13 protein-coding genes, 2 tRNA genes, 1 rRNA gene and 1 pseudogene are annotated in these 13,127 nt (G+C 37.5%); 11 read left to right on the top strand and 6 right to left on the bottom strand.

Going from position 1 to position 13,127, the window contains the following annotated elements:
* Positions 1-5: 5 nt before the first annotated feature.
* Genes RHAB15C_RS05985 through RHAB15C_RS05975 form a run of 3 tightly spaced genes read left to right on the top strand, consistent with a single transcriptional unit; the run spans position 6 to position 2,267 of the window.
* The gene (locus RHAB15C_RS05985; protein WP_194845240.1) at positions 6-818 is read left to right on the top strand and encodes a class I SAM-dependent methyltransferase; all 813 of its coding nucleotides are present in this window, start codon (positions 6-8) and stop codon (positions 816-818) included.
* Positions 815-1,639, top strand: a complete 825-nt coding sequence (locus RHAB15C_RS05980; RefSeq protein ID WP_246587545.1) for a TrmH family RNA methyltransferase — start codon at positions 815-817, stop codon at positions 1,637-1,639. The genes RHAB15C_RS05985 and RHAB15C_RS05980 overlap by 4 nt, the downstream gene beginning before the upstream one ends.
* Positions 1,617-2,267, top strand: coding sequence for an RluA family pseudouridine synthase (locus RHAB15C_RS05975; RefSeq protein ID WP_194845241.1), 651 nt, complete (start codon positions 1,617-1,619; stop codon positions 2,265-2,267). Before RHAB15C_RS05980 ends, RHAB15C_RS05975 begins: the two co-directional genes overlap by 23 nt.
* Before the next feature lies 1 nt (position 2,268).
* On the opposite strand, the gene RHAB15C_RS05970 is transcribed toward RHAB15C_RS05975, so the two are convergent.
* The gene (locus RHAB15C_RS05970; RefSeq protein ID WP_194845242.1) at positions 2,269-3,279 is read right to left on the bottom strand and encodes an aspartate-semialdehyde dehydrogenase; all 1,011 of its coding nucleotides are present in this window, start codon (positions 3,277-3,279) and stop codon (positions 2,269-2,271) included.
* Between the two features lie 81 nt (positions 3,280-3,360).
* Between RHAB15C_RS05970 and RHAB15C_RS05965 the strand changes: the two genes are divergently transcribed.
* Genes RHAB15C_RS05965 through RHAB15C_RS05955 form a run of 3 tightly spaced genes read left to right on the top strand, consistent with a single transcriptional unit; the run spans position 3,361 to position 6,189 of the window.
* Positions 3,361-3,963 carry a D-sedoheptulose-7-phosphate isomerase gene (locus RHAB15C_RS05965; RefSeq protein ID WP_194845243.1) on the top strand — a complete coding sequence of 201 codons (603 nt, stop codon included), beginning with the start codon at positions 3,361-3,363 and terminating at the stop codon, positions 3,961-3,963.
* Entirely contained in the window at positions 3,950-5,029 is a 1,080-nt protein-coding gene (lpxK, locus tag RHAB15C_RS05960; protein ID WP_194845244.1) for a tetraacyldisaccharide 4'-kinase, read from the top strand. Before RHAB15C_RS05965 ends, lpxK begins: the two co-directional genes overlap by 14 nt.
* Positions 5,026-6,189 (top strand): dihydrolipoamide acetyltransferase family protein, encoded by a 1,164-nt coding sequence (locus RHAB15C_RS05955; RefSeq protein WP_194845245.1) that lies wholly within the window; start codon positions 5,026-5,028, stop codon positions 6,187-6,189. Before lpxK ends, RHAB15C_RS05955 begins: the two co-directional genes overlap by 4 nt.
* 127 nt (positions 6,190-6,316) lie before the next feature.
* Here the strand turns inward: RHAB15C_RS05955 and RHAB15C_RS07520 are convergent.
* The 5 genes and pseudogenes from RHAB15C_RS07520 to RHAB15C_RS05935 form a co-directional block, all read right to left on the bottom strand.
* Positions 6,317-6,370, bottom strand: a pseudogene (locus tag RHAB15C_RS07520) (hypothetical protein); the annotation flags it as partial.
* A complete protein-coding gene (locus RHAB15C_RS05950; RefSeq protein ID WP_434062077.1) occupies positions 6,360-6,530 on the bottom strand; it encodes a transposase in 171 nt (56 codons plus the stop codon). The pseudogene RHAB15C_RS07520 and the gene RHAB15C_RS05950, both read right to left, overlap by 11 nt.
* A gap of 49 nt (positions 6,531-6,579) precedes the next feature.
* Positions 6,580-6,717: a hypothetical protein gene (locus RHAB15C_RS05945; protein ID WP_194845247.1), complete on the bottom strand. Its 138-nt coding sequence runs from the start codon at positions 6,715-6,717 to the stop codon at positions 6,580-6,582.
* A gap of 6 nt (positions 6,718-6,723) precedes the next feature.
* Complete coding sequence (locus RHAB15C_RS05940) at positions 6,724-6,969, bottom strand: IS630 transposase-related protein (protein WP_194845248.1); 246 nt, start codon at positions 6,967-6,969, stop codon at positions 6,724-6,726.
* 203 nt (positions 6,970-7,172) lie between these two features.
* Entirely contained in the window at positions 7,173-8,594 is a 1,422-nt protein-coding gene (locus tag RHAB15C_RS05935) for an NADP-dependent isocitrate dehydrogenase (protein ID WP_194845249.1), read from the bottom strand.
* Positions 8,595-8,699: 105 nt separating this feature from the next.
* Between RHAB15C_RS05935 and RHAB15C_RS05930 the strand changes: the two genes are divergently transcribed.
* The 5 genes from RHAB15C_RS05930 (at position 8,700) to RHAB15C_RS05910 (ending at position 13,048) form a co-directional block, all read left to right on the top strand.
* Positions 8,700-9,668 carry a KpsF/GutQ family sugar-phosphate isomerase gene (locus RHAB15C_RS05930; RefSeq protein ID WP_194845250.1) on the top strand — a complete coding sequence of 323 codons (969 nt, stop codon included), beginning with the start codon at positions 8,700-8,702 and terminating at the stop codon, positions 9,666-9,668.
* Between the two features lie 38 nt (positions 9,669-9,706).
* On the top strand, positions 9,707-10,966 hold the full coding sequence (gene nhaD / locus RHAB15C_RS05925; protein WP_194845251.1) for a sodium:proton antiporter NhaD: 1,260 nt from the start codon (positions 9,707-9,709) through the stop codon (positions 10,964-10,966).
* 280 nt (positions 10,967-11,246) lie between these two features.
* A 16S ribosomal RNA gene (locus RHAB15C_RS05920) occupies positions 11,247-12,803 on the top strand.
* An 88-nt stretch (positions 12,804-12,891) separates the two neighbouring features.
* Positions 12,892-12,964 (top strand) — tRNA-Ala (locus tag RHAB15C_RS05915).
* A 10-nt stretch (positions 12,965-12,974) separates the two neighbouring features.
* Positions 12,975-13,048, top strand: a tRNA-Ile gene (locus RHAB15C_RS05910).
* Positions 13,049-13,127: the final 79 nt, after the last annotated feature.

Below are 13,127 nucleotides of genomic sequence, written 5' to 3'. Positions count from 1 at the left end.
CGTTTATGTCTTATCTTCTAATTGATAGTGGTAATCAACAAAAGCTAGAGCGATTTGGCGCTTTTACTTTGATTAGGCCCTGTTTTCAAGCAATCTGGAAACCTTCTCTTAAAAAGTGGGAAGCGGATGCTATTTTTTCTCGAGAGGAAGGAAATCGATGGGAATATAAGAGACCTTTGCCTAAAGATTGGGTATTAACTATTGAGGATATACGTTTTAAGGTAGCCCCTACCGACTTTGGTCATTTAGGTGTTTTTCCTGAACACAGTCTTCTTTTTTCCTCTATGCAAAAATTGCTTGTCTCAAGAAAAGAGTCGCTGGTTCTCAATTTGTTTGCTTATTCAGGGGGAGCTACTTTAGCCTGCGTAAAAGCAGGGGCTAAAGTCTGCCATGTTGATGCCTCAAAGGGAATGGTGAGCTGGGCTAGAGAGAATGCAAGGTTAAATCATTTTTTAGATAAACCGGTTCGCTGGATTATAGAAGATGTGAAAAAATTTCTTAAAAGAGAAATCAAGAGAGGTTCTTTCTATGAAGCAATCATTTTAGATCCTCCTAGCTTTGGTAGAGGAAATAAGGGAGAAATTTTCCAAATTGAAAAAGATCTTGTAGAGTTGCTAGATTTATGTAAAAGTCTGTTAAGTAAAGAGGCTCTTTTCTTGTTATTCACTACCCATACGCCTGGAATTACCCCAGTTGCCATCCAAAATTTAATGAAACAATTATTACCTAAAGGGAAAATTGAGAGCAATGAGCTCTTATTGCCTTCTGAAAATGGGTTTTCTATTCCTTATGGAAGTTTTGCTTGGTGGCTCCCATGAGAGAAGAAATCACAAGTATGCAAAATCCTAAGATTAAGTTAGCAATGCAACTAACAAATCGCAGGATTCGCAATCAAACAAATCTTTTTCTCATTGAGGGATATCGAGAGTTATTTAGGGCTGTGCAAGCCAGGGTAAAAATTGTCTCTTTATTTATTTGTCCTGCTTTATTTTTAGGAGCAAATGAAAAAGTACTGATAGAGCAAATTAAACAAGATCAAGCGTTTATCTATTATTGTTCTGAATCGGTTTTTGAAAAAATCTCTTACAGAGATCGTCCAGATGGGCTTATAGCTATAGCAGAGCAAATGCACTATCCACTTCGCTCTATTTCATTTAGTCCTACAGCTTTTATGGTGATTGCTGAGGCAATTGAAAAACCAGGAAACCTAGGCACTATTTTACGTTCGGCAGATGCAGCAGGAGTAGATGGAGTAATCGTATGCGATCGTTGTACAGATATCTATAATCCCAATGTTGTACGCGCTAGCGTGGGAACATTGTTTACTACTTTAGTAGTAGAAGCTACAAGTCAAGAGGTTTTAAGTCTAATGCGTGAGCATAAAATTAAAATCATTGCAGCAACCCCTTCTGCTTCCCAGGAATTTACAGAAATAGATCTAACAGGTCCTGTGGCAATTGCTGTTGGTACCGAACAATTGGGATTATCCGATTTTTGGATGAAGCAAGCTGATATCTGTGTTCGTATTCCTATGCATGGTATAGCAGATTCTTTGAATGTAGCAACAGCTACTACACTTCTTCTGTACGAAGTTATCCGACAACGCAAAGGAAAAAATGCAGATTATTTTCTCAGATAACCATGTTTTAGTAGTTGTGAAACCTGCTGGTTTAAGTACACAACCTCACTATCCTATAAAAGATAACTTAACCGATTTAACAAAAAATTGGCTTAAAAAAGAGTATAAAAAACCAGGCAGGGTTTATCTAGAATGTATTCATCGTTTAGATAAACCGGTTAGCGGATTAGTTTTATTTGCAAGAACATCTAAAGCGCTTACTCGACTGCAGCAAAGCATGCGTGAAAAAAAAATGAGTAAAATCTATTTTGCCTGGGTAGAAACGAGTGAGAATCTAAAAACCTCGAATGTGCTTGAGCATACGTTAACTCATGTAAATCATCGCGCTAAAGTAGTAAAACCCAATCATATTCAAGGAAAATTAGCTCAGCTTAAGTATTCTATTATACTTGAGAAGGGAGATTTTTCATTGATAAAAATTAAGCTGCATACAGGGCGTTATCATCAGATCCGTGCACAGTTTTCTTTTATAGGCTCTCCTGTTGTAGGTGATGTCAAGTATGGAAGCAAGAAGCATTTATCCAAACAGAAAATTGCATTGCATCATGCGTGTATGAGCTTTCCTCACCCTATTACACAAAAAGTGATTGTATGTGAAGAAATTCTAGATTGGCAGGAATTGCTTTGATTCAAAGAAGGTGTTCTGCAATTTGTATCGTATTTAAAGCAGCTCCTTTTAGTATTTGATCTCCTACTACCCACAGATCTAAAGTATTAGCACAGGAAAGATCTTTTCTGATTCTTCCGCAGTACACATCGTTTTGTCCTGCAGCGTTAATTGGCATAGGGAAACGATTTTTTAATCGATCTTCATAGACTTTTATACCAGGAGCTTTTTCTAAAAGCTCATAAGCTTTTTCTGGGGAAATTTCTTGAGTAAAGGTGACATTCAAAGCTTGAGAATGTGCCCGTAAAACAGGAACGCGTACGCAGGTTGCATTTATCTGAATATGAGAATTGGAAAGAATTTTTCGAGTTTCTCGTAGCATTTTTAATTCTTCATCAACATAGCCATCTGCGTTTAATGTAGAGTTATGCAAGAATAGGTTAAATGCAGAAGGAAAAGGCAGTGCTTTTGGTGTATAGGGTTTTTTTTCTAGTATAGCTTGTGTAGCAGAGGTCAATTCTTGCATAGCATGAAATCCAGCACCGCTAACCGCTTGGTAAGTAGCTGCCTGAATTCTTTGAATGGGAATGTATTGATGCAAAGGAAAAAGAGCCATTAACATGATCGAAGCAGAACAATTGGGAGAAGAGATAATGTAATTATGGTTAGTTAACTCTGCTAAATTAATTTCTGGAATGATAAGAGGTACATCTGGATCAAGTCTAAAAGCAGAGCTATTGTCGATTATAATAGTTTTTTGCTTAGCAAGGTAGGGGGCCCATTTACTAGAAACCTCTTTTTTTGCGCAAAAAATAGCTAAGTCGATGTTATATAATTTATCCTCGGAAAGAGTTTCTAACGGAATATTTTTTCCAGAGAATAGAATAGATTTGCCTTCTGAATTTAAGGAAGAAAAACAGCGTAATGTGTCAATGGGAAAATGACGTTTTTCTAAAAGATTCAACACTTCTCTTCCAACGATACCGGTAGCTCCGATAACAGCGATTTTTACAGGGGGATATAATAAGATCATAATTGTTAAAAAATGCTTTAAGTAAGTTTACTATAATACAAGAACCCTTTTATAATTGCCTCATAAAAAGAGTAATTTATTATGCAAAAAGAAATCGAGCATGCAGTTGATGAAGCAATACGCGCTATTGTACTTTTAAAAGAAGAAAAAAGCATGAGCTTTATCGAAAATGCCAGTCAATTAATTGCTGAGTGTTTTACAAAAGGTGGTAAATTATTGATTGCAGGTAATGGAGGAAGCTTATGTGATGCCATGCATTTTGCAGAAGAGTTAACAGGGCAATTTCGTTATGCAAGAAAAGCTCTACCAGCTATTGCTTTAAGTGATCCAGGGCATTTAAGTTGTACAGCAAATGACATGGGATTTGACTTTGTTTTTGCAAGAGCAATAGAAGCTTTTGCTAAACCAGAGGATCTTTTTGTTGCTTTAACAACAAGCGGTAATTCCACAAATCTATTTAAAGCTATGTTAACGGCACAAAAAAAAGGTCTGAAAACAATCGCTTTTCTTGGTAAGACAGGAGGTAAGTTAAAAGCAATGGCTGATCTAGAGTGGATTGTTTCTGGATTTGAGTTTTCAGATCGGATTCAAGAAGCTCATATGACTGCTATTCATATTATTATAGAACAAGTAGAAGCGCTGCTTTTTCAAACAGAGCCAAGAGTTATTTGTGCTTCTTCTTAAAAATGTAAAACGATATTTGTTTCGAGTTGTTCAAAGAAAAAAAAAACCTTTTTTCCTCATTCCGTTCTTTTTTTTGATAAGTACTTTTTTTTCTTTAGGGGTGCGATTAAGAAATTTATCTTATGATAAAGGTTTGCGTAAAGTGCACAAACTCCCTGTCTGTGTAATCAGTATTGGAAATATTGCAGCTGGAGGAACCGGCAAAACACCATTAATTCAAAAGATCATAAAGCACCTTGATTCGAAAATCAAATTAGCTATTCTTACAAGAGGATTTCTTTCAAAAATTGAAACTTCTGGCAGAGTAGAAAAGATCTCCGATGGAAAAGGATGTACTCTACCAGTTCAATATTGTGGAGATGAGCCCTATCTTTTAGCAAAGACAACCTCAGTACCTATTTGGGTAGGAAAAAATCGTATTGAAAGTGGATGTAGAGCCATTGCTGAGAAAATGCAGTGTTTACTACTAGACGATGGAATGCAATATCGAAGCTTAGCGCGAAATCTAGAAATTATTGTGGTTGATGCAAAAGATCCTTTTGGTCAAAAAAAATTTTTGCCAAATGGTTTATTAAGGGATACTCCTTCTCGATTACATCGAGCTGATTGGATTATTGCTAATCACGTTGATTCAATCTTTCAGTATGAAGAATTAAAAAAAGAAATAGCTTTATATACTTTAGCACCAGTTATTGGCATGAAAGTTGTTGTTTGCAATCTACAAGAAGTGGCTGGGAAAAAAGTGGGGGTATTTTGTGCTTTGGGTAGACCGGAGCGTTTTTTGCAAACCGTAAGAGAGATAAGATGTAGTATTGTAGATTATGTATTTCTACCAGATCACACGTCTTTTGAGCTAAATGAGCTTTATTTATTTGCTAAGAGATGTAAGGATAAAGCAGCAGAAATGATTTTATGCACAGAAAAGGATTGGGTTAAATTATCCTCTTTTGGATGCTGTATCCCTGTAATTGCTTTACGTGTAGAATTAGAGGTTGTAGCGGGGCATGCTATTTGGCAAGAGATGTTAGATAGAATAGAATTTTTTTCAAATAAAAGGCATCGATGAGCGAAGAAATAAAAGTACTACTACCTAAACTAGGAGAGAGCATTCATAGCGCTATTATAGCGCAATGGTTTAAAAAAATAGGAGATGTGGTTCAATTAGATGAACCTTTATTAGAAGTTTCTACTGATAAAATCAATAGTGAAATCCCCTCACCTATAGCAGGTGTTTTACAAGAAATTTGTGTAGAAGTGGATCAAGAGGTTCAAGTAGGGGATCTTTTAGCAATTATTTCTACAGAGAATAAGCGAAAGAAAGAAAATCTGGAAAAAAATAATCCTTCTCTAATTTCAGTGAGTGTCGAAAGGAATCAAGAGTTTTTTTCACCTGCTCTTTTACGGTTAGCTAGAGAAAATAAACTGAATTTAGAAGAATTACAGAAAATTATAGGAACAGGATCTGGAGGGAGAATCACTAAGCAGGACTTAGAGCTTTATTTAGAAAAAAGGGCTGTAAAAGAAGAGGACTCTTTACAATCTATAGAAAGATTGCAAATGACTGGTATGCGTAAAGCAATAGCAGATAATATGGTGCGCTCTTTTTACGAAGCACCTCATGCTACTCTGATTACAGAAATAGATATTACAGATGTGATGCAATGCATTCAGAAGGGAAAACAAATCTTTTTAGAAAAGTACCAAGCAAAACTCACTTTAACCAGTTTTATTGCTAGGGCTTTAATTAAAGCTCTTCAGGAATTTCCTTTATTAAATTCCTCTTTAGATAAAGATACCATTTTAATGAAGAAGTTCATTAATTTAGGGGTTGCAGTGAGTGTTGAGCAAGGATTACTTGTGCCTGTTTTAAAAGGAGCCCAAGAGTTGTCTCTTCCAAAAATAGCTCAAAGGATTAGCGATTTATCTCATAAGGCTCGGGAGGGGAAACTAGCGCCTAGCGATATGACCGAAGGAACAATTACCATTACAAATTTTGGTATGTCTGGGGTGCAAATGGGAATTCCTATCATTAGATATCCCGAGGTTGCAATCATTGGTGTAGGCGCTAGTTGTAGGAAAGTGATTCCTCAAGAAGATGATAGTCTTACCATTCGTAATATGATTAACCTTTCTTTAACTTTTGACCATCGTGTACTCGATGGTATGTATGGTTGTGCTTTCTTAAATGCACTAAAGAATCACCTAGAAATGGATAAAGGACTCTAACCTTAGGTAATTGATTGCAAAAGAAAGACTAGAGCTCCGCTTTAGTCTTTCTTATTTTCCTATCATCTTGAACGTAGATGGCAGATCATGCAATTCCTTATATAGTGATTTGAATTTAAAATTTCCACTAACTATACACTTGTAAAAAAGATTGATCAATAGGATTCAATTCAGGAGAATAGGGAGGTAAAAATAATACTTCGCATCCTGATTTTTTTAATGATTTCTAAACTCTCTTTGGACTTATGAAAACTCGCATTATCCAAAATGATTACTTGTCTAGATTTTATCTCAGGGATGAGTATTTGTTCGAGCCACATGTTAAACAACTGGGTATACATGTTCCTGTATAACAAAAGGGTGCTAAAATGCTTGATCGGTTCTTAGCTGCTATAAAACTTTCTCTGTGATAACGATTTCCTGATACAGCTCCATATGCTTTTTCCCCTCTGGGCGCTCTTGTATTCTGCCTTTGAAGATATTCATTAATCCCACTTTCATCGACATAAACTCAATCTTCTTCAGCAATTTCCTCTATTCTCTTTTGAAACCTCTCTCTTTTCTCACCATCTCTTTCTTGATAGAAGGGCGTCTTTTTTTTAAAGTAATCTTTAGTCTTTTACATGCATAAAAGACTGCAGTTATCGTTATTCCAAAGCATTCGGCTATTTCTTTTAAGTAGCTATCTGGATTCTCTTGAAGGTACGCTTTTAGCTTTTCTCCTTCAATTTTATTAGGAGCCAAGCGCCTTTGCTCTTTTCTTAGGCTGCGCGCCGTCACTTCAAAGATTTGACTTGCCTTTCTCTACATAGTCTAATGCTTTTTTTCTTAATTCATAGGAATATGCCATGTAAGCATCATACTTCTTTGTTATGAAAGTTTAAAGTTAAATTGCTGTAAAAGATTTAAAGAAATGTACCTTTGAGGAGACTTCAAGTAGTTAATTTCTAAAAAGAAATGGATTTAAAGGTCACTTGTAAGTCTTAAGAAAACCCTGGTTTTTTATCAAAAAGATAAAGATTTTCTGAGCCTGTGCTATCAAATCCTGCTTGAGATACTTCTTCTAAGATGGCAAGAATTCTCTCTTTTGTAATACATGAGTTGTCTTTAGATGAAAAGCGTAGACGCCATTGATCAACACAAAAAGTCTCCGGTTGTCCATCGGGCCAGATTTTGACTCCTCTATTACTGATCATTTGTAAAGCAAGTGCATTCCATTTATTTGCGGTGAGTGTTTTAACAGGATTTTTAACAGCATAAATAAAAATATCAACTCCCACGAGTTCTTTTTTAACAGAAATAGAATGAGAAGGGGCATAAATAGTCTGAAACTTATTCTTATTTTGGTAGGTGACAGGAGTTAAGTGCTGCGGCTTTTCATCTAGGAATTTGATTACCTGTGAAGCAAATTCTTGTGTCCCCATTTTATACTTGCTAACCCCTTCTTTAAAGATATCGTATGTATGAAATCCTTCTTCTATGGTTTTCAACCACGCATTATGAATCCTTTCTGCTAATAGAGACTCTTCCAAATAAAGGAGCATTAGCACGCTTCCCAAAAGAAGAGCAGAAGGATTTACCACATTTTGTCCAGCTCTTCTTGGAGCAGAACCGTGAATTGCTTCAAACATTGCACCTCTATCGCCGATATTAGCAGAGCCTGCAATGCCAACAGATCCGGAAACTTGGGCTGCTACATCAGATAGGATATCTCCATAAAGATTAGGCATGACAATGACATCAAATATTTCTGGAGTATCAGCTAATTTAGCAGCCCCAATATCTACAATCCAGTGCTCATTTTGAATATGGGGATATTCTTTTGCAATTTCGTTAAATACTTTATGAAATAACCCATCAGAGAATTTCATAATATTATCTTTTGTAAAGCAAGTCACTTTTTTTCGATTGTGGAAAGAGGCATATGCAAAAGCATAACGAATGATTTTTTCTGAGCCAGGACGAGAAATCATTTTAAGCGATTTATACACATCTGGCGTTTGGCGATATTCAATGCCTGCATATAAATCCTCTTCATTCTCTCTTACAATAACTACATCCATTTTAGGATGTTTTGTGGTAATAAAAGGTGCATAAGAGATACATGGACGTATATTCGCATACAATCCTAAAGTAGTGCGAATAGTTACATTTAAGCTTTTAAACCCTCCTCCTTGAGGAGTAGTAATAGGTGCTTTTAGAAAAGCTTTTGTCTGACGTAGTATTTCCCAAGAGTTATCTGCAATTCCTGTTAAAATACCTTTGTTGTATACTTGTTCTCCTATTTCAATAGAATGGATATCTAAAGGAGCACCAGCTTCTTGTAGAATATGTAAGGTTGCTTTCATGATTTCAGGTCCAATTCCGTCACCATAAGCTACTGCTATAGGAATTTTTTTGCTCATCGTTACCTCAATTAAAAAGCTTATCTTTTACGGCTTTTTTTTGAAGACTTCAAGCAAAAATAGAATTTGCATATACTATTAAATACACGTAACACAAAAGTTTTTATGCAGGAAATACAAGAGATCCTCAGTCAACAGAAACAATATTTAGCACATTACTTTGCTAATTTGCCTTTAGAGCAGTTGAAAAAAGTCATCAAACAATGTAGCAAAGTATCAGGGTTATTGGTCCTTACAGGGGTTGGAAAAAGTGGAATTATTGCTGAAAAAATTGCAATGACGCTTATTTCTACAGGGACAAAAGCATTGTACTTTCCTCCCACTAATTTTTTACATGGAGATATAGGGATCCTATCCGAAAAGGATCTACTTTTATTATTTAGTCGCAGTGGAGAAACAGAAGAGTTACTACACTTAATTCCTTTTGCTAAAAAAAGAAAAACACCCATTATAGCAGTTATTTCTCATCTAGGCTCACGACTTTCTCGTTTAGCTGATTTATCTATTTATTTGCCTGTTGAAAAAGAGTTATGTCCTTTTAATTTGACTCCAACCACTTCTACAATGGTACAGTTATTATTCGGAGATCTTCTAACTGTTTCTTTGATGCAGAAAAACCAATTTGATCTTATCAGGTATTCTCTTAATCATCCTGCTGGTTCCATAGGTAAAAAGGCGACATTAAAGGTAGAAGACTTAATGATTAGTGATCAAGCTATCCCTCTAGCAGACCCTTCAGATAAACTCATCGATGTTTTATTTGAACTGTCTGATAAAAAATGTGGAGCAATTTTGATTGTAGATGAGACAAAAAAACTCTTAGGTATTTTCACAGACGGAGATTTACGAAGGGTTTTGCAGGTAAGAGGCACTTCTGCTCTAGAGCAATCAATGAGAAATTTAATGACAAGCTCTACTGTAGTCGTGAACCGAGATTTGCTTGCTTGGAATGCACTGGCTCTCATGCAGAAAGATCCGAAAAGATACATCACGATTTTGCCTGTTGTGTTAGATGATCGTACTGTAATAGGTATTTTACGTATGCACGATATTGTTCAAGCAGGAATTGCTTAAAAGTTATTAATTTTGTTTTATAAAGGAGTTTTAAGAAAATGGAATGTTTTCTGATTGTAGTTGTTTTTGCCTTAGGGTATTTAGCAATTATTTTAGAGTATTATATCAGAGTGAATAAAACAGCTGTTGCGCTGCTTATTGGCGCTATTTGTTGGACAATTTATATGTCATGCAAAAATTCATCCGACTTATATAATTTAGGTCACCACGTCTCAGAAATTTCACAAATTATCTTCTTTTTAATTGGAGCTATGACGTTAGTAGAGCTTATTGATTCTCATCGTGGTTTTAAGATCATTACCGATCGACTAAGGACAAGATCTAAAAGAAAAATGTTATGGGTTATTTCATTTGCTTCATTTTTTCTCTCTGCGGTTCTTGATAATTTAACTACAACCATTTTAATAGTTTCCTTATTACGTAAATTAATCCCTGATAGAAAGGAGAGATTTCTCATGGTTTGTATTGTCGTAGTTGCTGCAAATGCGGGGGGGGCTTGGACTCCTATTGGAGACGTTACTACCACAATGCTCTGGATCAACGGTCAACTTTCTAGTTTTGCTGTTATAAAAACCTTAATTATCCCGTCGATGATCTCTTTGTTTATCCCTCTTATTTGGTATTCTTCAAGGTTAAAAGGAAAATTTACTTCTGCTGATTTGCAAAAAATAGAGCCTGCTGAACCTGGTGCTAAGGTTGTCTTTTGTTTAGGAATAGCAGGTTTAATTTTTGTGCCTATTTTCAAAGGACTAACAGGACTTCCTCCTTTTATGGGGGTGATTTTAGCTTTATCCCTTTTGTGGATTGTTACAGATTTAATGCACTATCCACATGACGAAAGAAAGCATTTGAGAGTACCGCATGTGCTTACTCGAGTAGATACTTCAGGAGTATTGTTTTTTTTAGGAATTTTGCTATCTATAGCAGCGCTGCAATCTGCTGGGATGCTAAAAGTCATAGCAGAATGGTTAAATAAAACAATTGATAGTCCAGCTCTGATTGCTACTTTATTAGGTTTTTTTTCTGCAATCATAGACAACGTTCCTTTAGTTGCAGCTACAATGGGCATGTATCCATTGGAAGTATTTCCAATGGATTCTTCCTTTTGGCATATGATTGCCTATGCAGCTGGAACAGGAGGAAGTATTTTGATCATTGGCTCATCAGCAGGTGTTGCCATTATGGGTATCGAAAAGATTGATTTTCTCTCTTATGCCAAAAAAATGAGTGTCCCTGTAGGGGTTGGTTATCTAGCAGGTATGGTAAGTTATTTAATTCTCAGACCTCTTTTAGCTTAAATTCGAAAGCGTTTATGTTTTTTTCTCTATGAGAAAGAGAAAAAAAGCGAGAAAAGGAATTGCGAAAAAAGAGGTATATTATGTATGTTGTTTACTTCCTTAGAACGTAAGATTTAAGAAACGCAAAAGGAATAGGATCAACGAGATTGGTTCAAAAGGTGTTTAACAGCAAAACAGAAGTGACGTGCAAGCAAAATAGAGCTTGTGTAAATGGGATAAATAAAATTATTTTATTTGCCTGTTAATTTTTTTTAATATGAGCAAATTTTCAAGAAATATATTTTCTGAGAATTTGATCTTGGTTCAGATTGAATGCTGGCAGCGTGGATGAGGCATGCAAGTCGAACGAAGCTAGAGGGTAACCTTTAGTTTAGTGGCGAAAGGGTTAGTAATACATGAATAACTTACCCTTTACCTGGGGATAACGACTGGAAACAGGCGCTAATACCGAATGAGGTACCGATAAAGAGTTATTGGCTATCAAAGTGGGGGACCTTGTAAAGAGGCCTTGCGGTAAAGGATAGGTTCATGTGATATCAGCTAGTTGGTGTGGTAAAGGCGCACCAAGGCTAAGACGTCTAGGCGGATTGAGAGATTGACCGCCAACATTGGGACTGAGACACTGCCCAAACTCCTACGGGAGGCTGCAGTCGAGAATCTTTCGCAATGGGCGAAAGCCTGACGAAGCGACGCTGCGTGAGTGATGAAGGCTTTCGGGTTGTAAAACTCTTTCGCGCAAGAGCAAAGTGGTTTAGTGAATAACTAAGTCATATGAGAGTACTGCGTAAAGAAGCACCGGCTAACTCCGTGCCAGCAGCTGCGGTAATACGGAGGGTGCAAGCATTAATCGGAATTATTGGGCGTAAAGGGCGCGTAGGCGGGATTAAAAGTCAGATGTGAAATTCCGAAGCTCAACTTTGGAGCCGCATTTGAAACTGCAATTCTTGAGGGATGGCGGAGGAAACGGAATTCCACGTGTAGCGGTGAAATGCGTAGATATGTGGAAGAACACCTGTGGCGAAAGCGGTTTTCTAGCTTTTACCTGACGCTGAGGCGCGAGAGCAAGGGGAGCAAACAGGATTAGATACCCTGGTAGTCCTTGCCGTAAACGATGTATACTTGATGTAGTTAGGCTCAACCCTGGCTGTGTCGTAGCTAACGCGATAAGTATACCGCCTGAGGAGTACGCTCGCAAGGGTGAAACTCAAAAGAATTGACGGGGGCCCGCACAAGCAGTGGAGCATGTGGTTTAATTCGATGCAACGCGAAGAACCTTACCCAGGCTCGAAATGCAAAGGACAGCATCAGAGATGATGTGTTCCGAAAGGATCTTTGTATAGGTGCTGCATGGCTGTCGTCAGCTCGTGCCGTGAGGTGTTGGGTTAAGTCCCGCAACGAGCGCAACCCTTATCATTAGTTGCCAACACGTGAAGGTGGGGACTCTAATGAGACTGCCTAGGTTAACTAGGAGGAAGGTGAGGATGACGTCAAGTCCGCATGGCCTTTATGTCTGGGGCTACACACGTGCTACAATGGTCGGTACAGAAGGCAGCAAGACCGTAAGGTGGAGCAAATCCTATAAAACCGATCTCAGTTCGGATTGTAGTCTGCAACTCGGCTACATGAAGTTGGAATTGCTAGTAATGACGTGTCAGCAACAACGTCGTGAATACGTTCCCGGGCCTTGTACACACCGCCCGTCACATCATGGGAGTTGGTTTTACCCGAAGTCGCTGACTTAACCGCAAGGGAAGAGGCGCCTAAGGTAAGGCTGATGACTGGGATGAAGTCGTAACAAGGTAGCCCTACCGGAAGGTGGGGCTGGATCACCTCCTTTTAAGGACTAAAATAGTTCCTTAAGGTTGAGACAAGCTCTATTTTGTCCACGTCACTTCTTTTTTGCTGTTAAGCCCTAGAACTTTAGCGGGGGTTTAGCTCAGCTGGTAGAGCATCTGATTTGCATTCAGAAGGTCAGGAGTTCGAACCTCCTAGCCTCCATTTGAGTCAAGCGGTTATAGCTCAGTTGGTTAGAGCGCGACACTGATAATGTCGAGGTCCCTAGTTCAAGTCTAGGTAACCGCACATTCTTTCTGTAAAGGGAGAAATTAGCTATCTTGATAGAACTAAATTTAGTCAGAGAGAGAAATCTCAAATAAAGCGC

The sequence above is a fragment of the Candidatus Rhabdochlamydia porcellionis genome, assembly GCF_015356815.2.
GTDB classification, from domain to species: Bacteria; Chlamydiota; Chlamydiia; order Chlamydiales; family Rhabdochlamydiaceae; genus Rhabdochlamydia; species Rhabdochlamydia porcellionis.
This window is presented reverse-complemented; position numbering and strand designations above follow the sequence as displayed.